Source organism: Caulobacter sp. FV1ye6ST (genome assembly GCF_058681225.1).
Genome location: NZ_CM178733.1, coordinates 862,865 through 886,963, shown reverse-complemented (window position 1 = coordinate 886,963; position 24,099 = coordinate 862,865). Strand labels below are relative to the sequence as shown.

Genomic DNA, 24,099 nt, shown 5'->3' with positions numbered 1-24,099 from the left:
CGAGAAGAGCGGCGAGAGAGATCACCCCTCCCTAGCGCGCCAGGTAGGCGTCCAGGTTGCGCTTCACGCGGGCCATGACCGGCTCGTCCGCCGTCGGGCGCTGGAACGCCTGCCCCGTGATCGTCTCGAACGCCTCGATATAGACGTCCGAGGTCTGCCGGATCAGGTCCGCGGGGATTTCCGGGATCGGGTCGTTATAGGGATCGCAGCGCTGGGCGACCCAGGCGCGGACGAAGTCCTTGTCGAAGCTGTCGGGACGCTCGCCTGCCTCGAAGCGCGCCGCGTAGGTCGCCGCCTTCCAGAAGCGGCTGCTATCGGGGGTGTGGATCTCGTCGGCCAGCACGATGGCGCCGTCGGCGTCGAGACCGAACTCGTACTTGGTGTCGGCCAGGATCAAGCCCCGCTCGGCGGCCAGGGCCTGGCCGCGCGCGAACAGGGCCAGGGCGTAGGCGCTGAGCTTCTCCCACTGGCCGGCCGTCAGCAGGCCCTGCTCCAGGATCTGGGCCGGCGACAGCGGCGCGTCGTGGTCGCCGTCGGCGGCCTTGCTGGTCGGGGTCAGGATCGGCTCGGGCAGGCGCTGGTTGGCGCGCAGGCCGTCGGGCAGGGTCACGCCGTACATCTGGCGCTCGCCCTTGTTGTAGAGCGTCAGGATCGAGGTCGAGGTGGTCCCGGCCAGATAGCCGCGCACCACCAGCTCGACCGGCAGCATCGTGAGGCGCTGGCCGATCAGCACGTTCGGGTCCGGATAGGCCAAGACGTGGTTGGCGCAGATGTCGCCCGTGACGTCGAACCAGTAGCGCGCCGTCTCCGTCAGCACCTGGCCCTTGTAGGGCACGGCGCACAGGTTGCGGTCGAAGGCGCTGAGGCGGTCCGAGGCGACGATCACGCGGCGGCCGTCCGGCAGGTCGTAATTGTCCCGCACCTTGCCGCGATAGTGGTTGGGCAGGCCGGGCAGGTCGACCACGTCCAGGGCGTTCGGGGCGGAAAAGGTCACCGGGGCCTCGTCGCTGGAAAGACTGGAAACAAGAAGGGGAGGCCCATCGGACCTCCCCCAGGACGCGTCAGCCCAGCTTGGCCAGGTCTTCGTCGCTGATGTCTTCGTTCGAATAGACGTTCTGGACGTCGTCGTCGTCGTCCAGCAGGTCGAGCAACTTCATCAGGGTGGCGACCGAGTCGCCGGTGACCGGAACCTGCATCTTCGGGCGCCAGGCGATCTTGGTGTTCGACGCCGCGCCGAACTTTGCTTCCAGGGCGGCGGCCACCTCGTTGAGGCTTTCGAAGGCGGTGTAGATGGTGTGGCCTTCGCCCTCCTCGTCCATGTCCGAGGTGACGTCGTCGGCGCCAGCCTCGATGGCGGCTTCCATCATGTCGTCTTCCGACGCGACCTTGGCCGGGTAGGTGATCTGGCCGACGTGATCGAAGTTGAAGGTCACCGAGCCGGTGGCGCCCATGTTGCCGCCGATCTTGGTGAAGTAGGACCGGACATTGGCGGCGGCGCGGTTCTTGTTGTCGGTCAGCACCTCGACGATGATGCCGACGCCGCCGGCGGCGACGCCTTCGTAGCGGATTTCCGAGTAGTCGGCCGCGTCGCCCATCTGCGACTTCTTGATCGCGCGGTCGATGACGTCCTTGGGCAGGCTCTCGGCCTTGGCGTTGTTCACGGCCAGGCGCAGGCGCGGGTTCATGGCCGGGTCGGGCAGACCGGTCTTGGCCGCGACGGTGATTTCCCGCGACAGCTTGGAGAACAGCTTGGAGCGCGCGGCGTCGGCGCGGCCCTTGCGGTGCATGATGTTCTTGAATTTCGAGTGGCCGGCCATTCGGAGGCTCTGTCTCTGATCTGAAAAATGGAGTGTGCGCGCTTCTAGCCCCCGAGGGCGGGTTCTGTCACCCCCAAGGGGCGCGGGGCCAGGCTTGCGCTCCGCCTGGCCTCGATTATAGTTAGGCAATAACTTAAGTGTTTGGAAGCGACCGATGAGCCTGACGCTGCACGCCCACCCGCTGTCGTCGTTCTGCTGGAAGGTGCTGATCGGCCTCTACGAGAACGACATCGCCTTCGAGAACGCGATGGTCAACCTGGGCGATCCGGATGGGCGCGCGGCGTTCCTGACGCTGTCGCCGATGGGCAAGATGCCGGCCCTGCGCGACGCGCTGCGCGACGAGACGGTGAACGAGACCAGCGTCATCCTCGACTATCTGGACCTGCGCTATCCGGGCCGCGTTCGGTTCGTGCCGCGGGACCCCGACTTGGCCTGGCGGGTGCGGTTCTGGGACCGCTTTTTCGACCACTACATCCATCACCCGATGCAGCGCATCGTCGCCGACCGCATCCGGCCGGCGGACGCCGGCAAGGACCCGTACGGCGTCCGGGAGTCCTACGCTCAGCTGGCCACGGCCTGCGATCATCTGGAAAAGCAACTGGCCGACGGCCGTGACTGGATGTGCGGCGACTTCGGCCTGGCCGACTGCGCGGCCATGCCGGCGCTGTTCTACGCCGACAAGGTCCAGGCGCCAGAAACCCCGTTTGGGGACCGCTGGCCGCTGAGCCTGGCGTATCTGGAGCGCCTGAAGGCCCGGCCGTCGGTCCAGCGCGTGCTGGCCGAGGCCGAACCGTTCTTCCAGTACTTCCCGGCGGCCTAGGCGACTTCCAGCGCCACATCCACGTTGCCGCGCGTGGCCTTCGAATAGGGGCAGACCTCGTGGGCGGCGTGCAGCAGTTTCTCGGCGGTTTCGCGGTCCAGGTCCGGGGCGGTCAGCTTCAGGCGCACGCCGACGTGGAAGCTGGTGTCGTCCTTGATCAGGTCGACCTCGGCGTCCAGGCTGTGCTCGCCCAGCTTGACGCCCTGGTTGCGGGCCACCAGGCCCAGCGCGCCCAGGAAACAGGCCGAATAGCCGGCCGCGAACAGCTGCTCGGGATTGGTCCCGTTACCGTCGCCGCCCATCGACTTGGGGAAGGCCAGCTTGACGTCCAGATGGCCGTCATCGGACTTGGCGGTCCCGTTGCGGCCGCCGACGGCGTGGGCGTGGGCGGTGTAGATGGCGTCGGTCATGGGAGGCTCCTGAAGATTGGCTGAAGACAGCCAACCCCCAACGCATGACGAAAGCAATCGTGTCAGACTTCCGGGATGCTCTGCCGCAGCCGCCCGCCGACGCGGATCGGTTCGACGCGCACCGCCAGGCCCGTGCGGTCGTCGGTCTCGACGAACACGCCGCACACCGTCGCCGGACCCGAGGCCGGCGTGTAGCGCCCGCCGCTGATCTTGGTGGTGAACCGGCGCAGCGGCTCTTCCTTCTGGTTGCCGATGACGCTGTCATAGTCGGCGCAGGCGCCGGCGTCGGTCTGGTAGGCCGTGCCGCCGGGCAGGACCTGGCAGTCGGCGGTCGGGACGTGGGTGTGGGTGCCGACCACCAGCGAGGCGCGGCCGTCGCAATAGTGGCCCATGGCCATCTTCTCGGACGTCGCCTCGCAGTGCATGTCGACGATCACCGCGTCGGCCACCTGGCCCAGCGGCGCCTTGTCCAGCTCGCGGTCGGCGGCGGCGAACGGATCGTCCATGGCGTCCATGTGCACCCGGCCCAGCAGGTTGACGACGAACACCGTCTTGCCCGAGTCGGTCTGGAACAGATGGCTGCCCCGGCCCGGCGCGTCGGACAGGATCGGGTAGTTGGCCGGCCGGATCAGGCGCGGCTCGCGCACGATGTAGGTCAGGGCCTCGCGCTGGTCCCAGCTGTGATTGCCCAGGGTCAGGCAGTCGGCGCCGGCCTCGAACAGCTCGCGCGCGGTGTTCTCGGTGATGCCGAACCCGGCGGCCGCGTTCTCGGCGTTGATGATCACGAACTCGAGGCCGAGCCGGCGGCGGAGGTCGGGCAGATGGTCGGCCAGGCCGTCACGGCCCGACTTGCCGACGACATCGCCGAAGAAGGCGAAACGCATCGATAGGTCCAAGAAAAGGTGTGGATCGAGCCGTCAGCGGCTCATGTCATTGACGGCGATATACTCTTTTTCTGTGAGAATAGCGTCCAGCCTTTGATCGTGCGGCTCCCGCGGCAAATTCTCCACCTGCTGGCCGCTATAGGCCAGGCCCAGGACGAAGACCTCTTTCTCGGCCCGCAAGGCTTGCAGCGCCCGGTCGTAATAGCCGCCGCCCTGCCCCAGCCTCAGGCCGTCGCGCTGGAAGGCCAGCAAAGGCGTGATGACCAGATCGGGCTGAACAACCCGCGCCTGAGGCGGCGGTCCGCGCAGGCCGATGGCGTCGTGGACCAGGGGCGTCGCGCGGTCCCAGCGCCGGAACACCATCTCGCCGTCGTCCTTGTCCAGCACCGCCGGCAGCGCCAGATCCCATCCCGCTTCCGCCAGCTCGTCGGCCAGGATGCGCGGCGACACCTCAGAGCCAAGCCCGTGATAGAGCGCGACAACCTTGCCGGCGGGATCGGGAAACAGCTTGGCCAAGGGCGCGCGCGCCACCTCGGCGATCATCCAGTCGGCTTCGGGATGCTCAAGGGCCAGTTGCTTGCGCTGGTTCCGCAGGAAGACGCGCAGCGCGATCTTGGCCGCGAGGGGGTCGGCGATGGTCATCCATCGCTTATAGAAGACCGTCGCTTATAGAAGAAAGGTGGCGGCGCCGCGAAGAACCGTGAAGACGTTTCAATCCACTCGAACCTGTTAGTTACAGGTGGGCCCCGTGTTCCCGCAGCCACGGCCACGGGAGGGAACAGGTCCCGATAGAGAGATTAAGGTCCCTGGGAATAGAAATCTTCGACGAGAGCCACAGCAAGACCCGCCGTTGAGCAATATAGGAGGTCGGGCGCCCCAGCGATAGAGGCGCCCGCGTCGCGGGCGAAAATCAAAGGCCCAGCGACGCCTTGAGGAAGGCGTCGGTCCTGGTCAGCAGCTCGGTTCGCGCCGTGTCGTCGTTGAGCTGGTGGTCCAACCCCTTGAACTCCAACAGCTCGACCTTGCCGCCAGCGTCGCGAAGCTTGCGCTCCATCAGCCGCGACTCGCCGATCCCGACATTGGCGTCGAGGTCGCCATGGAACAGCAGGACCGGCGCCTTGATCTTCGCGGCGTTCTGGGCGGGCGAGCCCTCGGTCACGTGCGGCCCCTTGCCGATGAATTCACTGACCTGGAGGTAGTTGGTGAAGTTCAGCGACTCGCCGCGCAGGGTTTCCAGGTCCGTGACCGGCGCGATCGCCACGATGGCCTTGAAGAGGTCCGGATCCAGCACGGCCGACTGCAGCGCCGCGTATCCCCCGTAAGACCAGCCGACGATGGCCAGCTTGCCCGGCGCGGCGATCCCTTGCTGGGCGAGCCAGCGACCGCCGTCGTTCACGTCGCCGATCGCCGTGCGCCAGGACTGGAAGCCGTTCTTCTGAAACCAGTCGGCGCCGTAGCCGGCCGAGCCGCGATAGTTGGGTTGCAACACCGCGTAGCCTTGCTGCGCGAAGAACTGAGCCAGCCAGTCGAAGCCCCATTCGTCGCGCGCGCCGGGGCCGCCGTGCGGCATGACGATCGTCGGCAGGTTCTTGCCGTCGCTGCCCGGCGGCAGGGTCAGGTAGCCCGGGATCCGCGTGCCGTCGGCGGCCGGATAGGTCACCGCCTTCACCGTGGCCAGCTTCAACTTTTCCAGCTGCGGCCGGGCGGCGATCAGCTCCTGCAGGTTCCGGGTGGTCTTGTCATAGAGGTAGTAGAGGCCTGGATCGCTGTCGCCGCCGGCGAACAGCAGCAGCTTCGACTCGTCCGCCGAGGCGTCGACGAACGTCACCAGGCGACCCGGCAGGGCCTTGCCCAGCGCCAGGCCCAGCTTGCGCAACTCGGGGTCGAAGAATTCGGTCTCGCGCTTGTCGGTGACATAGGAGACGCCGACCACGCGGTTCTGGCGACCGATCCGGACAAGGCCCGTAACGTCGACGTCCGGCCGCGCCAGCACCAGGTCGCGCTTGAGGCTGTCGTCCAGCGCCGTCTGGTACAAGGCCAGGCGGCCGTCCTTGACGTCGAAGCCGTAGACCACATTGAGCTTGGGATCGACGGCTTCGGGGCTGAAGCCGCTGTAGCCCGCGGCGCCGAGGGTCAGCTGGCCCAACGGCAGCCAGTCGCGGCGTTCAGGCTGGCGATAGAAATAGAGGATCTTGTCGCTGGCGTAGCCCGACGACCGCGTCGGCCGAACGCCCATCACCCGGACGGTCCCGCGCCCATCGCCGATATATTCGATGGCGTTGAGGTTCGGCTTCTCGACGGACCGGCGGGCCAGGGTGGTGGTGTCGACGCGATCCACGCCCAGGCCATCGTCTTCCTTGGCCAGGTGGGTGCCAGTGCCGCGCTCCGGCACGTAGTCACGGGTCATCAGGATCCCGCCCGGCGCGTCGTCGGTCGCCCAGTCGATCACCACGCCGCCGTTCTGCGACATCCGCAACGAGCGGTCGTTTGTCTGGGCGCTGAGCACCTTCAGGTCGCCGCCGTCGCTGTTGATCGCGATCAGGCGCGTGAAGCCCAACCGGTTCTGGGCGTCCTTCACGACGACATAGATCTGGCAGACCAGGCGCGTATTGGTCGACCAACGGCAGCTCGTCAGTCGTTCGGGGCTACCGTTGGAGGCGAGGATCGCCTTGGGCGGGCCGGAAGCGGCCGTATCGACGACCTCCAGATGGACGCCGCGCCCCGCGGTCGGGACGATCATCGCCGCCTTCTGGCCGTCGGGCGACAGGCTGATCTGCTGGATATATTCGCGCGCGCCGAACGCCGCGGCGGTGGAATCCGCCGCCATGGCGGGTCCGCTCAAGGCCAGACCCAGAACCCCAAACGTCGCCAGCGATCTCATCGAGAGCCCTCTTCCGAAACAGGCCCCGACGATAGGGAATGCAGCGGAGAGAACAACCTCAAGTTATAGCGCGAGCGGGACGCCCCTACTCCGCCGCCAGTTTCTCGATCTTCTCGGCCGCCGCGTCCAGCGCGCGGATGGCGGCGATCTCGGCTTTCGTGCCGTCCTGGTTCAGGCGGGCGATCTCGGCGTTGGCGTGGGCCAGGCGGAGTTTCATGTCCGACAGCTCGTCGGCCAGCAGCAGGGCGCCCATCAGGAACAGCCGGGTCTCGCCCAGCTGGCCGACGTCGGAGCTGACCTGGCGGACCTGGCGGTCGAACAGTCGCGCCAGCTCCGAGAGGTGCGGCTCCTGGCCGTCCTCGCAGCCGACCATGTAGGGGCGGCCGTTCACGTGGATGGTCACCTGGGCCATGGTTCAGGCCTCCCCCAAATCGCGGACTTTGGGATCGCCTGCCTTGGGATCGCCCGCCTGGGGATCGCCTGCCTGGGGCGCGTCAAACAGGTCATCGTCCTCCGGCGGCGCGACCACGTCGCCCGCTTCGTCGTCGTCATGCGCGTGGTCGTCATTGGCCACGAACTCGTCGCCGAGCGCCGAACGGATTTCCGCGATCGCGCGGCCCAGGGCGGCGGAGGCCTGTTCGCCGGCTTCCTCCAGCGCCTTCTCACGCTCGCGGGCGGCTTCCAGGTCGGCGACCAGGCGGACGCGCTCCTCGTCATCGAAGAGGCCCGGCTCGGCGGTAGGTGACGACGCGGCGGGCGACGACGCGGCGGCGAGCGCACGCTCGGCCTCGGCGGCGCGGGCCGCCTGGCGCTGCTCAAGCTGAGCCACCGCGCGCTCCAGACGGCGCACGGCCAGGTCGAGGGCCGTACCGTCGGCCGGGTTCATCGGCGATTTCCAATCATGCGACGCAACATATAGATGAGCCCCGTCTATGCCAGTCGTCAGGGCGACATTTGGGCGGCGCGGAGCCCATAGCAGCATTTCCCGAAGCCGTGTCAGTTTCTAGGCCTTGACTCAGCGCCTTTCCCCCGCAAAACGCGCACCCAAATAGGGAACGCCGATCGAACTCGATCGCGCGGTCATAACAGGAGAACGACCCATGGCTATCCGTGTCGCCATCAACGGCTTCGGCCGCATCGGACGTCTGGTCCTGCGCTCCATCGCCGAGCATGGCCGCCGCGACATCGAGGTCGTCTCCATCAACGACCTGGGTCCGGTCGAAACCAACGCCCACCTGCTGCGCTACGACAGCGTCCACGGCCGCTTCCCCGGCGTCGTCACCTCGGGCGAGGACTGGATCGACGTCGGCATGGGCAAGATCAAGGTCACGGCGATCCGTGATCCCAAGGACCTGCCGCACAAGGAATTGAACGTCGACATCGCGTTCGAGTGCACGGGCATCTTCACCGCCCGCGACAAGGCCGCCCTGCACCTGGAAGCCGGCGCCAAGCGCGTGCTCGTCTCGGCCCCCGCCGACGGCGCCGACAAGACCATCGTCTACAAGGTCAACCACGAGACCCTGACCGCCGACGACATCGTCGTCTCGAACGGCTCGTGCACCACCAACGCCCTGGCACCGGTCGCCAAGGTCCTGCACGACCTGGTCGGCATCGAGCGTGGCTACATGACCACGATCCACAGCTACACCGGCGACCAGCCGACGCTGGACACCATGCACAAGGACCTCTACCGCGCCCGCGCCGCGGCCCTCAGCATGATCCCGACCTCGACCGGCGCCGCCAAGGCCCTGGGCCTGGTCTTGCCGGAACTGAAGGGCAAGCTCGACGGTTCGTCGATCCGCGTCCCGACCCCGAACGTCTCGGTCATCGACCTGAAGGTCGTGCCGACGCGCGACACCACGGCCGCCGAGGTCAACGCCGCCCTGCAAGCCGCCGCCGACGGTCCGATGAAGGGCGTGCTGTTCACCACGACCGACCCGCTGGTCTCGTCGGACCTGAACCACATCGCCGCCAGCTCGACGGCCGCCCTGCCCCAGACCCAGGTCATCGAGGGCAAGCTGGTCCGCGTGCTCAGCTGGTACGACAACGAGTGGGGCTTCGCGACCCGCATGAGCGACACCGCTCTTGAGATGGCGAAGTTCCTGTAAGGAACGCACCACCAAACCCCGCTCCCGCAAGGAGCGGGGTTTTCCTTGGCCCGCCCTCGTCCTTCGACAAGCTCAGGATGAGGGCTATTGCCGATCTCTTGAACCTCATCCTGAGCTTGTCGAAGGACGAGGTTCAACGCACCGCAGGACGCCCCATGACCTTCCGCACCCTCGACACCGCCGACCTCACCGGCCTTACCGCGCTCGTGCGCGTGGACTTCAACGTCCCGATGGAGAACGGAAAGGTCACCGACGACACCCGACTCCGCTCTGCGCTGCCGACCATCCGCAAGCTGCAGGAAAAGGGCGTCGACGGCGTGGTGCTCATCGCCCACTTCGATCGCCCCAAGGGCAAGGTCGTGCCGGAGATGAGCCTGCGGCCGATCGTGGAGCCGCTGTCGGCCTTGCTCGGCGCGCCTGTTCAGTTCGCGGAAGACTGCATCGGCCAAGCCGCCTATGGCCTCGCCGAAAACCTTCGCGGTGGCGCGGTGCTGTTGCTGGAGAACGTCCGCTTCCATGCGGGTGAAGAAGCGAACGATCCGAAGTTCGCGGCTGAGCTCGCCGCCAATGGCGATGTCTATGTCAATGACGCCTTCAGCGCCGCCCACCGCGCCCACGCCTCGACGGAAGGGCTGGCCCACCTGCTGCCGGCCTATCCGGGCCTGGCCATGCAGCGCGAGCTGGAAGCCCTGGACGCCGCCCTGGGCAACCCGAAGAAGCCGGTGATCGGCATCGTCGGCGGCTCCAAGGTCTCGACCAAGCTCGACTTGCTGCGCAACCTGGTGACCAAGCTGGACTATCTGGCCATCGGCGGCGGCATGGCCAACACCTTCCTGCACGCGGCCAAGATCGATGTCGGCGCCTCGCTGTGCGAGCCCGACCTGGCCGACACCGCCCTGGAGATCATCGACCTGGCGGGCGCGGCCGGCTGCAAGCTGCTGCTGCCGACCGACGTGGTGGTGGCCAAGAGCGTCAAGCCGGGCGTCCATGCCGAGACCCGCAATGTCTATGACGTCCAGCCCGACGACCTGATCCTGGACGCCGGCCCCGAGACGGTGAAGACCCTGCTGGCCGCCATGGATGCTAGTGTCACCTTGATCTGGAATGGTCCGCTTGGTGTTTTCGAAGTCCCGCCGTTCGATGAAGCGACCGTTTCGGCGGCGAAACATGCGGCATCGTTGGCCAAGTCGGGTAAACTCGTGGCCGTCGCGGGCGGCGGTGATACTGTCGCTGCACTGAACCACGCGGGCGTGTCGGCCGATTTCACCTTCGTCTCGACCGCCGGCGGCGCGTTCCTCGAATGGATGGAGGGCAAGACGCTTCCGGGCGTCGCGGCGCTCGAATCCTGAGATATTCAGCTGGCGCGGATCGTGCAGATCCGCGTTTAGCCTCTGTGAGACTGACCCGGGCAGAGAACGCACAAGCGTCACGGCCCCAAAAACAAGAAACGACCCAACCACTTAACGCTTGCAGGAGAGAACTACGTGGCTCGCATCACGCTGCGCCAGCTGTTGGACCATGCCGCCGAGCATGAGTACGGCTTGCCCGCCTTCAACATCAACAACATGGAACAGGGCCTGGCGATCATGGAGGCGGCCGAGGCCGTCAACTCGCCGGTCATCATCCAGGCCTCGCGCGGGGCGCGGAACTACGCCAACGACATCATGCTGGCCAAGATGATCGACGCGCTGGTCGACATCTATCCGCACATCCCGGTCTGCATGCACCAGGACCACGGCAACGGCCCGGCGACCTGCGCCACGGCGATCCAGTACGGCTTCACCTCGGTGATGATGGACGGCTCGCTGATGGAGGACGCCAAGACCCCGGCCTCCTACGAGTACAATGTCGAGGTCACCCGCAAGGTGGTCCAGATGGCCCACAGCTGCGGCGTCTCGGTCGAAGGTGAGCTGGGCGTGCTGGGCTCGCTGGAGACCGGCATGGGCGAGGCCGAGGACGGCCACGGCTTCGAAGGCAAGCTCAGCCATGACGAGCTGCTGACCGATCCGGACCAGGCGGTCGACTTCGTCGCCCAGACCGGCGTCGACGCCCTGGCCATCGCCATGGGCACCAGCCACGGCGCCTACAAGTTCACGCGCAAGCCGGACGGCGACGTCCTGGCCATGAACGTGATCGAGGAAATCCACCGCCGCCTGCCCAACACCCACCTGGTGATGCACGGCAGCTCCAGCGTGCCGCAGGACCTGCAGGACATCATCAACCAGTATGGCGGCGAGATGCCCCAGACCTGGGGCGTGCCGGTCGAAGAGATCCAGCGCGGCATCAAGCACGGCGTGCGCAAGATCAATGTCGACACCGACAACCGCATGGCCATCACCGGCGCGATCCGCAAGATCCTGGTCGAGAAGCCGGGCGAGTTCGATCCCCGCGCCTATCTGAAGCCCGCCAAGGAAGCCATGCGCAAGGTCTGCCAGGCCCGCTTCGTCGAGTTCGGCTCGGCCGGCCACGCCGACAAGATCAAGGCGCTGTCGACCGCGACCATGGGCAAGCGCTACGCCTCCGGCGAACTGCACGCCAAGTTTGGCGGTGACGCGGCCAAGGCCGCCGCCGAATAGGCGTCGAGCCCTTGAAGACGAAGAGGCCTCCCGGCGCGATCCGGGAGGCCTTTTTCGTGCCGGCTACTCCGCCGGGACGAGAAAGCGGCGGCGACGGGCGAGCAGCTTGATCGCGCCGGCCCCGACCGCGCCGCAGAGCAGCATGGCCAGGGTGAACCAGGGGCCGACGAAGGCGTAGGTTCCCTCCCAGCAGTGCAGGCCGTTGACCGTCGCCGCCACGCCCCCGCAAAACAGGCCGCAGGCGAAGCCGGTGGGCGCGGGCCGCTCCAGGTCGACATCGCGCAGACCCGCCACCAGCAGGGCCAGCATCGGCGCGGCGAGCAGCAGGATGTCGCCGAGGCAGACGGCGGCGTTCGGCCAGTAGAGGGCGGCCAGGGCCCCCGCCGTCATGCCGAACGCCTGCGCCCCGCCGGCGATCAACAGGGCGCTGGCCAAGACGCCGGCGACGGCCAGAGCCCGCGTTCCGCCCGGACGCACGCGCGCCATTCGCGTGGCCGCGACCATGGCGCACGCGGCCACGGCGGCGGGATAGGCGGCCTTGATCCAGAAGAAGGGTTGTGCGGCGGCCGCGGGCAGGTCCGGACGCAGGTCCAGCCAAACCAGGATCATCAGCACGCCCGTCAGGGCGCCGGCGGTGGCGATCTCCACCAGGCGCCACGGCAGGGTCGCGGCCGACCAGATCGGCGCGCCCCCATCCTTCAGGGAGACGACGGTATCGTCGATGGTCACCCGTCTCTCCCCAAAGAGCCGTATGGCGGAACGCTTATCGCGTCTCATTCGCGAAACGCCGGCACTTCAGTGGCGGAACGATGGTTTGTCAACCGACCGGAAGGCGATGACGCGAAACTTATTGGGGCTAAATCCTGGGACGCGCCGCCAAGGCCGCCCTTGCCTACCAGCGCAGCGCCCAACGCCCGATAATCGCGCCCAAGACGGCCAGGGCCAGCACCCCGAGGCTGTACCAGAGCGCCACGAAGGTGAAGGTGTTCTCCGGGCAGTGCAGGCCGTAGACCGTCGCCGCCACCCCGCCCGCGAACAGCCCCGTCGCCAGGCCCGCCAGGGTCGGCCGGGTCGGAGCCATGCCGCGCACGGCCCACAGGCCCAGGGCCAGCATCGGCAGGCCCAGCACCAGGATGTTGCGGCTGCAGACGTGCCAGGACCCGCCGCGCAGCATCCGCAGCATCATCTGGATGTCGGGGCTCATCATCGCCTGGACCAGGCCCGCGACCACGAAGACCGCCAGCACCGACAGGCCCAGGATCCAGCCCCGCCGCCCAGAACCCGTCGGCCGCGCCAGCCGCTCGACGGCCAGATAGCCGGCGACGCCCAGCAGGCCGGTGTAGAGCGCCTTCATCCAGAACATGCCGCCGCGCATGGCGGGCATCAGGTCGTGGCGCGTGTGCAGCCAGCCCAGCACCAGCAGCAGGGCCGCCAGGGCGCCCAGGCCGGCGACCATGGCCAGCCGCCGCGGCGGCGCGCGCGTCGGACCCGTGTCCGAGGCCAAGGCGTCGATCAGATCATCCGTTCGCACGGCGCATCCTTTCGGCCAGGGCCTTCAGCGCCCGGTGCAGGGCGACCTTGGCCGCCCCCTCGGACATGCCGGCCTTCGCGCCCGCCTCGGCCAGGGACAGGCCGGTCAGCTTGACGTCGGAGACGAGGATCCGCTGCTTGTCGGACAGGGTGGCGAGGGCGCGGTCCAGCTCAAGCCCGACGCCCGGGTCGGGCTCGTCGGCGGCCAGGAATTCGATGTGGTCCTCGATCGGCAGGGTCTGGCGGATCTTCCGGCGGCGCCAGTGGTCGATCAGCTTGTAGCGCGCCACCGCATGCGCCCAGGCGGTGAACGACAGGGACGAGTCCCAGGTCGACCGCTTCAGATGCACCGCCAGCAACGTCTCCTGCACAAGATCCTCCACATCGCCGGGCGCGCCGGACATCCGTCGCGCGAAATAGGCGCGCAGCCGGACGCCAAGAACGGCCAGACACTCGCGGTAGGCGGCGGCGTCGCCGTCCAGCCCGCGCAGCATCAGCGCCTTCAAACGGGTCTCGGTATCCGTCACGCACACCCCTATTCGCGCGGGAAGGGCCGATGGTTACACGGTGTCGCGCCGCGCCGGAACGGGTGGAAAACGCCGCGCCGAAATTTTGTTGGACCCATTTTTGTTTTCTGGCCGGTGTAACCTTCACGGCGGAGGCTTCGTATCTCCCATCGACCGGGCGACGAGACGCCGCCTCGGCCAGCAACGATCACAAGTCTTCCCGAAGAACCCATCAAGGAGAAACCCCATGAACCGCACCGCCACCACCGCCGCCCTCGCCGCCGTGCTCGCCCTCTCGGCCGGCGTCTCGATGGCCTCCGCCGCCGACGAGCACATGAAGAGCGGCGCCAAGGTCGAAATGGAGAAGTGCTACGGCGTGGCCAAGGCCGGCCAGAACGACTGCAAGGCGGGCGCGGGCACCTCGTGCGCCGGCACCTCGAAGGTCGACTACCAGGGCAACGCCTGGAAGAACGTGGCCAAGGGCTCGTGCGTGACGATGAAGACCCCGAACGGCATGGGCTCGCTGACCCCGAAGGCGTAAGCCCGGCAACACCCATTCTTGTCATCCCGACCGCGGCGAAGCGGAGAGCCGGGACCCAGGGGGAGCCGCGATGCGCTTGGCCCTGGGTCCCGGACAGCCTCCGCGAGGCTTCCGGGACGACAAGGGTTTTGAAAGCGCCCCCATGACCCCCACCGCCGGCCTCGGCCTCAAGTCGCAGCACCATGCCGACGCGCTCGCGTGCGAGGCGGAGGGCCTGTGGTTCGAGGTCCATCCCGAGAACTACATGTCGGCCGGCGGGCCGCGCCTTTCGGCGCTGGAGGCCATCCGCGAACGCCGTCCGCTGTCACTGCACGGCGTGGGCCTGTCCCTGGCCGCCGACGCCGATCCGGACGGCGAACACCTGATCGCCCTCAAGCGCCTGGTCGATCGGTTCGAGCCGTTCGTGGTCTCCGAGCATCTGGCCTGGTCGACACACCGAGGCCTGCACCAGCCCGACCTCCTGCCCTTTCCCCGCACCCACGCCGCCCTCGCCCGCATCGCCGGCAATATCGGCCGTATGCAGGACGCCCTGGGCCGCGCGGTGCTGATCGAGAACCCCTCGCTCTACCTGCCCCTGACCGGCCACGACCTGGATGAGGTCGACTTCCTGAAGGCCCTGGTCGCCAGGACCGGCTGCGGCCTGCTGGTCGACGTCAACAATGTCTTCGTCAGCGCCAGCAACCTCGGCTACCGCGCCGAGACCTATCTGGACGCCCTGCCGGCCGAGGCGATCGGCGAGATCCACCTGGCCGGCCACGGCGCCGATGAGGGGGGCTCCGACCTTCTGATCGACACCCATGGCGCGCCGGTGGCCGAGACCGTCTGGACGCTCTATCGCCGTCTGATCGACCGCATCGGCCCGCGCCCGACCCTGATCGAGCGCGACGACGACATTCCCGACTTCGCGACGCTGATGGCCGAGCGCGACCGCGCCGCCGCCATGCTGGAACCTGTCCGGGAGAAGGCCGATGCCTGAGCTGCTGGATTTCCAGGACGCCTTCGTCGCGGCGCTGCGCGGCGAGCGTTCGGCCCTGTCCCCCTGGCTCGCGCCCGGCGCCGGCGACGCGGGGCTGTCGGTCTATCGCAACACCATCGCCAAGGGCTGCGTCGACGCCCTGAGCGCCAACTTTCCGACCGTGCTCTCCATGGTCGGCGAGGACTGGTTCCGCGCCGCCGCCGCCCTGTTCGCCCGCGAGGCGCCGCCGACCGGAGCGGCCCTGCAGGATTATGGCGAAGACTTTCCCGCCTGGCTGGGACGCTTCCCACCGGCCCAAGACCTGCCCTATCTGGTCGGCGTCGCCCATCTGGACCGCCTGTGGACCGAAGCCCTGTTCGCCGCCGAGGCGCCGGCCCTCACCGCCGAGGCGCTGGCCGCGCTGGCGCCCGAGGCCCTGGCCGAGACGCGGCTCGCCCTGCATCCCAGCGTCCGCTTCGCCGCCTTCGAGGCCGGCCTGCCCAGCCTGTGGGCCGCGGCCCGCGAGGGCCAGGACGACCTTGAACTTTCCGACCGACCCGAAGCGCTGCTCTGCGTCCGCCCCCACGGCGCGGTGAGGCATCGCGTGATCGGCGAGGCCGAAGCCGAGTTCCTCCGCGCTTGTCGCGGGGGCCAGACCACCGCCCAGGCCGCCGAGCGCGTCCTGACAACCCATCCCGCCGCCGACCTCGCGCCGCTGTTCGCCGGCCTGATCGCCGACGGCGCCTTCATGGACATCGACCAATGACCACCGCCACGCTCCGCGCCCCCTTCGACGCCTTCGCCCGGATCGCCGGCAAGGTCCTGCCCGAGGACGTCCTGACCCTCGTCACCCGCTTCGGCGTCGCGGCGATCTTCTTCCAGTCGGGCCGCACCAAGGTCGACGGGCTGTTGCACATCACGGACAGCACCTATTCGCTGTTCGAAACCGAGTACCACGTGCCGCTGCTGTCGCCGGACGTGGCGGCGCACGCGGCGACCTATTCGGAGCACCTGTTCTCGATCCTGCTGGTGCTGGGCCTGTTCACCCGGCTCTCCGCCCTGGCCTTCCTGGGGATGACGGCGGTGATCGAGATCTTCGTCTATCCCGACGCCTGGCCGACTCACCTGTCGTGGGCCGCCCTGCTGCTGTTCCTGATCGCGCGCGGCGGCGGCCGGTTCAGCCTGGACCGGGCGCTGAAGATCGCTTGAGCCAGGCGAGGTCCGAGACCAGAGCCACGACCGCGCCGACCAGGTAGCAGAGCAGGTCGGCAGGATCGAAGACGCCGCCCAGCACTACGCGGGCCAGCCGATTTTCGGCCAGCCCCACGGCGTCTAGCACATGGATCAGCTGGCCCAACTCAATGGCCACCGCTATTGCGAAGGCGACGCCCGCCGCGCCGATCTGGTCCAGCCGCGTGGTCGCACGAAGCGCCAGATAGACCAGGACCACCGCCAGGACGTCGCCAAGATACGGCCGCACGAAGCCGTCACGCCACCAAAGCGCGATCACGACCTCGATCAGGAAGATCGCGCCGGCGAGCAGCGCGTAGCCGGCCCTCAATGAATCGTCGGCATGCGCGGCACGGGCCGGCGCCATAGCTGCGAGGTAAGGGCGTTGGCGATGCCGAGCCAGCCGAAGTCCGGGGCGACGCCGCCGCCGACCTTGCGGGCCTCGATCGCATAGGCCGCCGAGGCCGTCAGCGAGGCCGTGGCCGCGCCCAGCTGACCGCCCAGGCGCTTGGCGCCCAGGCCCAGCCACAGGGCGTTGAAGCCTTGCACCAGGCTCCAGATGGTCAGGGCGCGGGTGCGAGCGGGGCTGGCCGGCGCGTTCCAGGTGCGCAGGCCCGACAGGGTCATGGCGATGAACAGCGGCGGCAGCAGCAGGCTGGTCAGGGGCTTGGGCTGATGGGCCACGGGCTCGTGCATCTCGGCGAACTCGACGGCGTACATCTCGTCGTCCAGCACCTGCTCGTGACGCCGCCCCATGATCAGGGCCGCGATGATGGCGCCGCCGGCCAGGGCCGCGCCGACGGCGATCTGCGCGGCGGGATGGTGGCCTTCGCGCCGATCCAGTTCGAACGCCTCGCGTCCAGCCAGGGCGCGCTCGCGCGACTTTCCGTTGGCGATGTGCATGGCGGGACTCCCTCGTGAACTCGCTAGGTCAAACAGCCCAGCTAAGCCTTGGTTCCAGCGCGCCGGGGCCTCTTGGCCTCATGATGGCCTGATCCGCGCGGCGCGCCAGCTAAAACGCCTTCGGGCCTCGTGCGACCGATTGTCGTCCGAGACCCGAACGCGAACAGCGGTTTAGGCCGGCAGTTCGCCGACCGCCGACTGCAGGTAGTTCTGCTCGCCCAGCGCCTTGACCAGGCCCAGCTGCATCTCGAGGAAGTCGATATGCTCCTCGGTGTCGCTGAGGATCTCGCGCAGCAGCTCGCGGCTGACATAGTCGCGGGCCTGTTCGCACTGGATGATGCCGGGGATCAGGGTCTCGCGGCCGCCGACCTCCACGGCCAGATCGCTGGCCAGGCATTCGGGCACGGTCTCGCCGATCTTCAGCTTGTGCAGGTCCTGGAGGTTCGGGAGCCCTTCCAGGAACAGGATGCGGTTGATCAGCTTGTCGGCGTGCTTCATCTCGCCGATCGATTCGTCGTAGGTGATCTTGCCGAGGCGCTTGAAGCCCCAGTTGTCGTACATCCGCGCGTGCAGGAAGTACTGGTTGACCGCCGTCAGCTCGTTGGTGAGCACCGCGTTGAGCAGTCGGATGATGCCGGGATCGCCCTGCATGGCGGCCTCCTTGAGAGTCACGTGTTCGGGCGGAACCTGGGGCAAGCCGAAAGGGGCTTCAACCTGAATGTGTGCGAGTGTCTCGCGCTCTCACGGAAATCCGCGCGAGCGCTGATCCCGCTGGCGTTTCGGTCATTACTCGGCCGCGAAAGCCAGGGCTTCGCGATTGTCCTGGATCATCTGGCGCATCTCGCAGACGCACTTGGCGCACTGGGCCTGGCAGCCCTTGTGACGGAAGATGTCCGCCGGGCGTGTCGCGCCAGCGTCGATGGCGGCGCGCACTTCGCGCTCGCGGATGCCGTTACAATTGCAGACGTACAAGGCAGAACGCCCTACCCGATTGAGTGTCATTCTCAATTAGCGACTCTCGGCCCCTTTTGCAACTGACTCTCACTCTGGTTAGCAGCGACGTGGAGTCGCGGGGGCGCTCCCGCGGCGCGGGGCGCATCTACTCTCGCGCGTCGAATTGGCTTAAAGCCCAGCCCATGACCGCCGCCTGCCGCCTCTACCTGATCACCCCGCCCGCCCTGACCGACCTCGCGGGCTTCGGCCGCCAGTTGGCCAAGGCCCTGGACGGCGGCGACGTCGCCGCCCTGCAGATCCGCCTGAAGGACGCCCCGGACGAGGTGATCGCCGCCGCCGTCGAGGCCCTGGTCCCGATCGCCCTGGCCCGCGATGTCGCCGTGATCCTCAACGACCGCCCCGACCTCGCCGCCCGCCTGCCGGTCGACGGCGTCCATGTCGGCCAGTCGGACATGGCCCTGAAGGACGCGCGCAAGCTGATGGGCCAGCGGATGGTCGGCGTCACCTGCCACGACAGCCGCCACCTGGCCATGGAGGCGTCCGAGGGCGGCGCCGACTACGTCGCCTTCGGTGCCTTCTTCCCGACCACGACCAAGGACGCCCCCACCACCGCCGAGCCCGAGATCCTGACCATCTGGCAGGAGACGATGGAGATCCCGTGCGTGGCCATCGGCGGGATCACCGCCGCCAACGCCGCGCCCCTGGCCGCGGCCGGCGCCGACTTCCTGGCCGTCTCGGCGGGGGTCTGGGCCTATCCCGAAGGTCCCGACGCGGCCGTCGCCGCGCTGAACGCCGCGATCGCCGAGGGCTTGAGCGCCAGGTCGGGCGCCGCAGGCGAATAGGGCGAAATAACGGCGTTCTCTTGTGACGCGCCGCACATAGGCATAGCTTCCCCGTCAGCGAACAATAAAACCGGGGGAGGACGCTGATGAAGCGACTCAAGTTGTGTTTGCTTAGCGTAACGGTCCTGGCGCTTTCCACGGCCTTGATCTCGACGGGCGCGACCGCCGAAACCTGGAAGCAGGCGCCGGGAGACACCAAGTCCTACTACGACGCGGACTTCACTCGCGTGGACCAGGCCACCGGGCTGATCGTGACCCGCGTCGCCGAGGGCAAGCCGAACGGCCCCTACAAGACCTGGCCGGCCAGCAAGGGGCCGATCCTGGTCTTCGCCCTGGACTGCGCGTCGGACAAGTGGATGGACCTGGGCATGGACTTCGACGGCTCCAAGGGCCTGCCCAAGGGCTGGCGCAAGGAAGCCAAGATCGAAGACATCTCCGGCGCCGTCGGCAAGGCCGGCAAGCTGCTCTGCGAGACCAAGGACAGCCTGCCGAAGGTGGAGCTGCCCTGAACGATCCATCGCTTGTCATCCCGGCCGCGGCGACGCGGAGAGCCGGGATGACAAGGAAATGGAGGTTAGCCCGGGCGTTGAGCGCTCCGCCCCCGCCTTAACCTTGTCAACCCAGCCCCGTCTTGCCATCGCGCCTGTGGACGACTAGGTTCCGCGCCCGTTCTTTCACACCGTCGACCTACCGCTCCGCCGCCGGACCTTCCGGCGGGCGTCGACGGCATTCCATGAGGATTACACGCCTTGGCTACGCCTTCCGCCCTTCTGAACGTCATGATCGACGCGGCCCGGAAGGCCGCCCGCGGCCTGGCCCGCGACTTCGGTGAAGTCACGGAACTGCAGGTCTCCAAGAAGGGCGCGGCCGACTTCGTCACCAACGCCGACATCAAGGCCGAACAGACCCTGTTCGAGATCCTGACCAAGGCCCGCCCGGGCTACGGCTTCCTGGGCGAAGAGCGCGGCATGATCGAGGGCACCGACAAGACCCACACCTGGATCGTCGACCCGCTGGACGGCACCACCAACTTCATGCACGCCATCCCGCACTTCGCGGTCAACATCGCCCTGCAGCGCGAGGGCGAAGGCGTCGTGGCCGGCGTGACCTACAACCCGATCACCAACGACCTGTTCTGGGTCGAAAAGGGCAAGGGCGCGTTCCTGGGCGCCGAGAAGCGCCTGCGCGTCGCCGCCCGCCGGAACCTGGACGAGAGCGTCCTGGCCACGGGCGTGCCGTTCGCTGGCAAGCCGGGCCACGGCCAGTTCCTGAAGGAGCTGCACCAGGTCAGCCAGAAGGTCGCCGGCGTCCGTCGCTTCGGCGCCGCCGCCCTGGATCTGGCCTGGGTCGCCGCCGGTCGCTTCGACGGTTATTGGGAGCGCAACCTCAATCCGTGGGACGTCGGCGTCGGCGTGCTGATGGTTCAGGAGTCGGGCGGCAAGGTCACGACGATCGACGACAACGACCACGACGTGGTCGCCGGCAAGTCGATCCTGGCCAGCAACCAGGACCTCTATCCGCTGATCCTCGAGCGTCTGCGGGCGGCCTAAGGCCCCCTCACCTCTTCAGGACCCAGAGGCCCTCTCCCCGCGAGGAGAGGGCCTTTCAGCGTCAGGCGTAGCTCTGCAGCGGGCGCACGTCCAAGACCTCTTCGGGCGCCACCGCGATGGCTTGCGCCGCCGCCAGGGCCCCGGCCGAGGTCGTGTAGTACGGCACCTTCATCATCAGGGCCGTGCGGCGGATCTCGAAGCTGTCTTCCAGGGCCTGCTTGCCCTCGGTGGTGTTGAACACCAGCTGGACGCCGCCGTTCTTCATCACGTCGACGATGTGCGGACGGCCTTCCAGGACCTTCTTCACATAGTCGACCTGGACGCCCTGCTCGGCCAGATAGGCCCGGGTGCCCTCGGTCGAGATCACCGTGAAGCCCGCCGCCTGCAGCAGCTTCACCGGCTCGACGATCCAGGGCTTGTCGCTTTCCTTGACCGAGACGAAGGCCGTGCCCTTGCGGGGCAGCTTCACGCCGCCGCCCAGCTGGCTCTTGGCGAAGGCGCGGGCGAAGGCGGGGGCCATGTCGGCCTCGCCGTCGCGCTTCCAGTCCAGGCCCATGACCTCGCCGGTCGAGCGCATTTCCGGGCCCAGCACCGTGTCGACGCCGGCGAAGCGGGCGAAGGGGAACACCGCTTCCTTGACCGCGATATGGTCGTACGGCTTGTCGACGAGGCCGAAGCTGGCCAGCGTCTCGCCGGCCATGATCTTGGCGGCGATGGCGGCGACCGGCTGGCCGATGGTCTTGGCCACGAACGGCACCGTGCGCGAGGCGCGGGGGTTCACTTCCAGCACATAGATGCGCGGATTGGCCGAGTGCGGCTCCTCGATGGCGAACTGCACGTTCATCAGGCCACGGACGTTCAGCGCGAGGGCCATCTGCACCGTCTGGCGCTTCAGCTCCTCGATGGTCTCGGCCTTCAGCGAGAAGGGCGGCATCGAGCAGGCCGAGTCGCCCGAGTGGACGCCGGCTTCCTCGATGTGCTCCAGCACGCCGGCCACGAACACGTCCTTGCCGTCGCACAGGGCGTCGACGTCGACCTCGGTGGCGCGGCTCAGATAGTGGTCCAGCAGGATCGGGTGCTCGAACGAGATCTCGCCGGTGTTGGCGATGTAGCGTTCAAGGTGCTCGTGGTCGCGGATGATCTCCATGCCCCGGCCGCCCAGCACGTAGGACGGACGCATCACGAATGGGAAGCCGATCTGCTCGCCGGCCGCGCGGGCCTCGTCCCAGGTGCGGGCGATGGCGTTCTCGGGCTGGGCGATGTTCAGGCCGTTCAGCAGCTGCTGGAAGCGCTCGCGGTCCTCGGCCAGGTCGATGGCGTCGGGGCTGGTGCCCAGGATCGGGATGCCGGCTTCCTCCAGCGCATGGGCCAGCTTCAGCGGGGTCTGGCCGCCGAACTGGACGATGACGCCGGCCAGCGCGCCCTTGCTCATCTCGACATGCAGCAGCTCCAGCACGTCCTCGGCCGTCAGCGGCTCGAAGTACAGGCGGTCGGAGGTGTCGTAGTCGGTCGAGACGGTCTCGGGGTTGCAGTTGACCATGATCGACTCGATGCCGATGGCGTCGAGCGCGAAGGCCGCGTGGCAGCAGCAGTAGTCGAACTCGATGCCCTGGCCGATCCGGTTGGGACCGCCGCCCAGGATGACGGCCTTCTTGCGGTCGGACGGCTCGCTCTCGCACTCGGGGACCTGGCCCAGGGCGCTGGTCTCGTAGGTCGAGTACATGTAGGGCGTCGAGGCGAGGAACTCGCCGGCGCAGCTGTCGATGCGCTTGAAGACCGGACGGACCGAGAGCGCCTGGCGCAGGGCGCGCACGGCGCCTTCGTTGGAGCCGGTCAGCTTGGCCAGGCGGGCGTCGGAGAAGCCTTGGGCCTTCAGCGCGCGGAAGCCGGCGGCGTCCTTGGGCAGGCCGCCGGCGCGGACCCAGCCTTCCTGGCGGATCAGCTCGGCGATCTGGCGCAGGAACCAGGGCTCGTAGGAACAGGCGGCGTTGACCTCTTCCACGGTCAGGCCGTGGCGGAACGCCTGGGCGATGACGCGCAGGCGGTCGGGGGTCGGCGTGCCCAGGGCGCGGATCACCGCGGCCTTGCCGGTGTCGGGATCGTCGGCGCCGTGGATTTCCACCTCGTCGAAGCCCGACAGGCCGGTCTCCAGGCCGCGCAGGGCCTTCTGGACGCTTTCCTTGAAGGTGCGGCCGATGGCCATGACCTCGCCGACCGACTTCATGGCCGTGGTCAGCAGCGGCTCCGAACCCGGATACTTCTCGAAGGCGAAGCGCGGGATCTTGGTGACGACGTAGTCGATGCTGGGCTCGAACGAGGCCGGGGTCGCGCCGCCGGTGATGTCGTTCTTCAGTTCGTCCAGCGTGTAGCCGACGGCCAGGCGCGCGGCGACCTTGGCGATCGGGAAGCCGGTGGCCTTGGAGGCCAGGGCCGAGCTGCGCGACACCCGCGGGTTCATCTCGATGACGACCATGCGGCCGTCGGCCGGGTTCAGGGCGAACTGGACGTTCGAGCCGCCGGTCTCGACGCCGATCTCGCGCAGCACGGCGATCGAGGCCGCGCGCATCCACTGATATTCCTTGTCCGTCAGGGTCAGGGCCGGGGCGACGGTAATGGAGTCGCCGGTGTGGACGCCCATCGGGTCGATGTTCTCGATCGAACAGACGATGATGCAGTTGTCCGCCGTGTCGCGGACCACTTCCATCTCGTATTCCTTCCAGCCGAGGACGCTTTCCTCGATCAGGACCTCGGTGGTCGGCGACAGGTCCAGGCCCCGTTCGACGATCTCCTCGAACTCCTCGACATTATAGGCGATGCCGCCGCCGGTGCCGGCCAGGGTAAAGGACGGACGGATGATCGCCGGCAGGCCGACGAACGCCAGGCCTTCGCGGGCCTCGTCCATGTTGTGGGCGGCCTTGGACTTGGGGCTCTCGAGGCCCAGCTTGTCCATGGCGTCGCGGAACTTCTGGCGGTCCTCGGCCTTGTCGATGACCTCGGCCTTGGCGCCGATCATCTCGACGCCGTACTTGGCCAGGGTGCCGTCGGCTTCCAGGGCCAGGGCGGTGTTAAGAGCGGTCTGGCCGCCCATGGTCGGCAGGAGGGCGTCGGGACGCTCCTTCTCGATGATCTTGGCGACCATCTCGGGGGTGATCGGCTCGATATAGGTCGCGTCCGCCACGTCCGGATCGGTCATGATCGTGGCCGGGTTCGAATTGACCAGGATGATGCGGTAGCCCTCGGCGCGCAGAGCCTTGCAGGCCTGGACGCCGGAGTAGTCGAACTCACAGGCCTGACCGATGACGATCGGGCCCGCGCCGATGATCAGGATCGAGGAAAGGTCTGTTCTCTTGGGCATGGCTAACTCGCGCAAAGACACGGTCGCGCACATCCGCGCGCCCGCTGTCGACCATCTTGCAGGTTAAGCCGCCCGTTTAGAGACGGAGTCGGTCAGGCGCAACCCCGGATGCGGCGACCGTGGTTACCGGAAGCGCGCGCGGGCGCGACAGCATCGCCGCCCGCCCTAGAGAGCAGGCGCAAGCAACAGCGCCATCAACGGGTCAAAACCGCTGAAAAGCTTCACCGCAAGCTTGGA

Annotated in this window: 27 protein-coding genes, 1 other RNA gene and 1 pseudogene; 11 read left to right on the top strand and 18 right to left on the bottom strand. The window is 67.9% G+C overall.

The annotated features are described in order from the left end of the window. Window positions 1-31 precede the first annotated feature (31 nt). Together ACW175_RS04295 and ACW175_RS04290 are read right to left on the bottom strand one after the other, a co-directional pair. Window positions 32-994, bottom strand: coding sequence for a phosphoribosylaminoimidazolesuccinocarboxamide synthase (locus ACW175_RS04295; RefSeq protein WP_492103414.1), 963 nt, complete (start codon window positions 992-994; stop codon window positions 32-34). Between the two features lie 67 nt (window positions 995-1,061). Beyond that, complete coding sequence (locus ACW175_RS04290) at window positions 1,062-1,817, bottom strand: YebC/PmpR family DNA-binding transcriptional regulator (RefSeq protein ID WP_492103413.1); 756 nt, start codon at window positions 1,815-1,817, stop codon at window positions 1,062-1,064. A 154-nt stretch (window positions 1,818-1,971) separates the two neighbouring features. On the opposite strand from ACW175_RS04290, the gene ACW175_RS04285 reads away from it, so the two are divergent. Beyond that, on the top strand, window positions 1,972-2,637 hold the full coding sequence (locus ACW175_RS04285) for a glutathione S-transferase family protein (RefSeq protein ID WP_492103412.1): 666 nt from the start codon (window positions 1,972-1,974) through the stop codon (window positions 2,635-2,637). Here the strand turns inward: ACW175_RS04285 and ACW175_RS04280 are convergent. The 7 genes from ACW175_RS04280 to ACW175_RS04250 form a co-directional block, all read right to left on the bottom strand. Further along, on the bottom strand, window positions 2,634-3,047 hold the full coding sequence (locus tag ACW175_RS04280) for an organic hydroperoxide resistance protein (RefSeq protein WP_099575974.1): 414 nt from the start codon (window positions 3,045-3,047) through the stop codon (window positions 2,634-2,636). The two genes, ACW175_RS04285 and ACW175_RS04280, sit on opposite strands and share 4 nt — an antisense overlap. A gap of 62 nt (window positions 3,048-3,109) precedes the next feature. Then, window positions 3,110-3,943, bottom strand: a complete 834-nt coding sequence (locus ACW175_RS04275) for a TIGR00282 family metallophosphoesterase (RefSeq protein WP_492103411.1) — start codon at window positions 3,941-3,943, stop codon at window positions 3,110-3,112. A gap of 21 nt (window positions 3,944-3,964) precedes the next feature. Further along, window positions 3,965-4,573, bottom strand: a complete 609-nt coding sequence (locus tag ACW175_RS04270; protein ID WP_492103410.1) for a 5-formyltetrahydrofolate cyclo-ligase — start codon at window positions 4,571-4,573, stop codon at window positions 3,965-3,967. Between the two features lie 39 nt (window positions 4,574-4,612). Continuing rightward, window positions 4,613-4,775, bottom strand: a non-coding RNA gene (gene ssrS / locus ACW175_RS04265) — 6S RNA. 66 nt (window positions 4,776-4,841) lie between these two features. Beyond that, window positions 4,842-6,812: an alpha/beta hydrolase family protein gene (locus ACW175_RS04260; RefSeq protein ID WP_492103409.1), complete on the bottom strand. Its 1,971-nt coding sequence runs from the start codon at window positions 6,810-6,812 to the stop codon at window positions 4,842-4,844. A gap of 85 nt (window positions 6,813-6,897) precedes the next feature. Beyond that, window positions 6,898-7,224, bottom strand: a complete 327-nt coding sequence (locus ACW175_RS04255) for a cell division protein ZapA (protein ID WP_099575970.1) — start codon at window positions 7,222-7,224, stop codon at window positions 6,898-6,900. Window positions 7,225-7,227: 3 nt separating this feature from the next. Further along, window positions 7,228-7,698 (bottom strand): hypothetical protein, encoded by a 471-nt coding sequence (locus ACW175_RS04250; RefSeq protein ID WP_492103408.1) that lies wholly within the window; start codon window positions 7,696-7,698, stop codon window positions 7,228-7,230. A gap of 214 nt (window positions 7,699-7,912) precedes the next feature. Between ACW175_RS04250 and gap the strand changes: the two genes are divergently transcribed. Continuing rightward, window positions 7,913-8,920 (top strand): type I glyceraldehyde-3-phosphate dehydrogenase, encoded by a 1,008-nt coding sequence (gene gap / locus ACW175_RS04245; RefSeq protein WP_492103407.1) that lies wholly within the window; start codon window positions 7,913-7,915, stop codon window positions 8,918-8,920. A gap of 50 nt (window positions 8,921-8,970) precedes the next feature. Here the strand turns inward: gap and ACW175_RS04240 are convergent. Further along, window positions 8,971-9,057 (bottom strand): annotated as a pseudogene (locus ACW175_RS04240) (hypothetical protein); the annotation flags it as partial. Between the two features lie 18 nt (window positions 9,058-9,075). Here ACW175_RS04240 and ACW175_RS04235 point away from each other — a divergent pair. Together ACW175_RS04235 and fba are read left to right on the top strand one after the other, a co-directional pair. Then, window positions 9,076-10,269 (top strand): phosphoglycerate kinase, encoded by a 1,194-nt coding sequence (locus ACW175_RS04235; protein ID WP_492103406.1) that lies wholly within the window; start codon window positions 9,076-9,078, stop codon window positions 10,267-10,269. A gap of 135 nt (window positions 10,270-10,404) precedes the next feature. Continuing rightward, a complete protein-coding gene (fba, locus tag ACW175_RS04230) occupies window positions 10,405-11,496 on the top strand; it encodes a class II fructose-bisphosphate aldolase (RefSeq protein WP_492103405.1) in 1,092 nt (363 codons plus the stop codon). Window positions 11,497-11,559: 63 nt separating this feature from the next. Here fba and ACW175_RS04225 read toward each other — a convergent pair whose 3' ends face one another. From ACW175_RS04225 to ACW175_RS04215, 3 genes are all read right to left on the bottom strand, one after another. Next, window positions 11,560-12,225 carry an NrsF family protein gene (locus ACW175_RS04225; RefSeq protein WP_492103404.1) on the bottom strand — a complete coding sequence of 222 codons (666 nt, stop codon included), beginning with the start codon at window positions 12,223-12,225 and terminating at the stop codon, window positions 11,560-11,562. Between the two features lie 163 nt (window positions 12,226-12,388). After that, the gene (nrsF, locus tag ACW175_RS04220) at window positions 12,389-13,027 is read right to left on the bottom strand and encodes an anti-sigma-F factor NrsF (protein ID WP_492103403.1); all 639 of its coding nucleotides are present in this window, start codon (window positions 13,025-13,027) and stop codon (window positions 12,389-12,391) included. Then, window positions 13,014-13,553 (bottom strand): sigma-70 family RNA polymerase sigma factor, encoded by a 540-nt coding sequence (locus tag ACW175_RS04215; protein WP_492103402.1) that lies wholly within the window; start codon window positions 13,551-13,553, stop codon window positions 13,014-13,016. The genes nrsF and ACW175_RS04215 overlap by 14 nt, the downstream gene beginning before the upstream one ends. 226 nt (window positions 13,554-13,779) lie before the next feature. Here ACW175_RS04215 and ACW175_RS04210 point away from each other — a divergent pair, with 226 nt between their 5' ends. The 4 genes from ACW175_RS04210 to ACW175_RS04195 all read left to right on the top strand — a co-directional run bounded on the left by ACW175_RS04210 (window position 13,780) and on the right by ACW175_RS04195 (window position 16,237). Further along, complete coding sequence (locus tag ACW175_RS04210) at window positions 13,780-14,073, top strand: BufA1 family periplasmic bufferin-type metallophore (RefSeq protein WP_492103401.1); 294 nt, start codon at window positions 13,780-13,782, stop codon at window positions 14,071-14,073. A gap of 142 nt (window positions 14,074-14,215) precedes the next feature. Further along, window positions 14,216-15,049 (top strand): MNIO family bufferin maturase, encoded by an 834-nt coding sequence (gene bufB, locus ACW175_RS04205; RefSeq protein WP_492103400.1) that lies wholly within the window; start codon window positions 14,216-14,218, stop codon window positions 15,047-15,049. After that, complete coding sequence (locus tag ACW175_RS04200; RefSeq protein ID WP_492103399.1) at window positions 15,042-15,794, top strand: HvfC/BufC family peptide modification chaperone; 753 nt, start codon at window positions 15,042-15,044, stop codon at window positions 15,792-15,794. The genes bufB and ACW175_RS04200 overlap by 8 nt, the downstream gene beginning before the upstream one ends. Next, on the top strand, window positions 15,791-16,237 hold the full coding sequence (locus ACW175_RS04195; protein ID WP_492103398.1) for a DoxX family protein: 447 nt from the start codon (window positions 15,791-15,793) through the stop codon (window positions 16,235-16,237). The genes ACW175_RS04200 and ACW175_RS04195 overlap by 4 nt, the downstream gene beginning before the upstream one ends. Here ACW175_RS04195 and ACW175_RS04190 read toward each other — a convergent pair. From ACW175_RS04190 to ACW175_RS04175, 4 genes are all read right to left on the bottom strand, one after another. Further along, complete coding sequence (locus ACW175_RS04190; protein ID WP_492103397.1) at window positions 16,206-16,589, bottom strand: ribosomal maturation YjgA family protein; 384 nt, start codon at window positions 16,587-16,589, stop codon at window positions 16,206-16,208. The genes ACW175_RS04195 and ACW175_RS04190 overlap by 32 nt on opposite strands. After that, complete coding sequence (locus tag ACW175_RS04185) at window positions 16,586-17,161, bottom strand: tryptophan-rich sensory protein (protein WP_492103396.1); 576 nt, start codon at window positions 17,159-17,161, stop codon at window positions 16,586-16,588. Before ACW175_RS04185 ends, ACW175_RS04190 begins: the two co-directional genes overlap by 4 nt. A 171-nt stretch (window positions 17,162-17,332) precedes the next feature. Continuing rightward, on the bottom strand, window positions 17,333-17,812 hold the full coding sequence (gene bfr / locus ACW175_RS04180; protein ID WP_099575958.1) for a bacterioferritin: 480 nt from the start codon (window positions 17,810-17,812) through the stop codon (window positions 17,333-17,335). 135 nt (window positions 17,813-17,947) lie between these two features. Then, window positions 17,948-18,133, bottom strand: coding sequence for a (2Fe-2S)-binding protein (locus tag ACW175_RS04175; RefSeq protein WP_099575957.1), 186 nt, complete (start codon window positions 18,131-18,133; stop codon window positions 17,948-17,950). A 164-nt stretch (window positions 18,134-18,297) separates the two neighbouring features. Here ACW175_RS04175 and thiE point away from each other — a divergent pair, with 164 nt between their 5' ends. From thiE to ACW175_RS04160, 3 genes are all read left to right on the top strand, one after another. Continuing rightward, window positions 18,298-18,957: a thiamine phosphate synthase gene (gene thiE, locus ACW175_RS04170; protein ID WP_492103395.1), complete on the top strand. Its 660-nt coding sequence runs from the start codon at window positions 18,298-18,300 to the stop codon at window positions 18,955-18,957. Window positions 18,958-19,043: 86 nt separating this feature from the next. Then, the gene (locus tag ACW175_RS04165) at window positions 19,044-19,466 is read left to right on the top strand and encodes a hypothetical protein (protein ID WP_492103394.1); all 423 of its coding nucleotides are present in this window, start codon (window positions 19,044-19,046) and stop codon (window positions 19,464-19,466) included. Between the two features lie 240 nt (window positions 19,467-19,706). Further along, window positions 19,707-20,507, top strand: a complete 801-nt coding sequence (locus ACW175_RS04160) for an inositol monophosphatase family protein (RefSeq protein WP_492103393.1) — start codon at window positions 19,707-19,709, stop codon at window positions 20,505-20,507. Between the two features lie 61 nt (window positions 20,508-20,568). Here the strand turns inward: ACW175_RS04160 and carB are convergent, their stop codons facing one another. Then, window positions 20,569-23,862, bottom strand: coding sequence for a carbamoyl-phosphate synthase large subunit (carB, locus tag ACW175_RS04155; RefSeq protein WP_492103392.1), 3,294 nt, complete (start codon window positions 23,860-23,862; stop codon window positions 20,569-20,571). Between the last annotated feature and the right edge of the window lie 237 nt (window positions 23,863-24,099).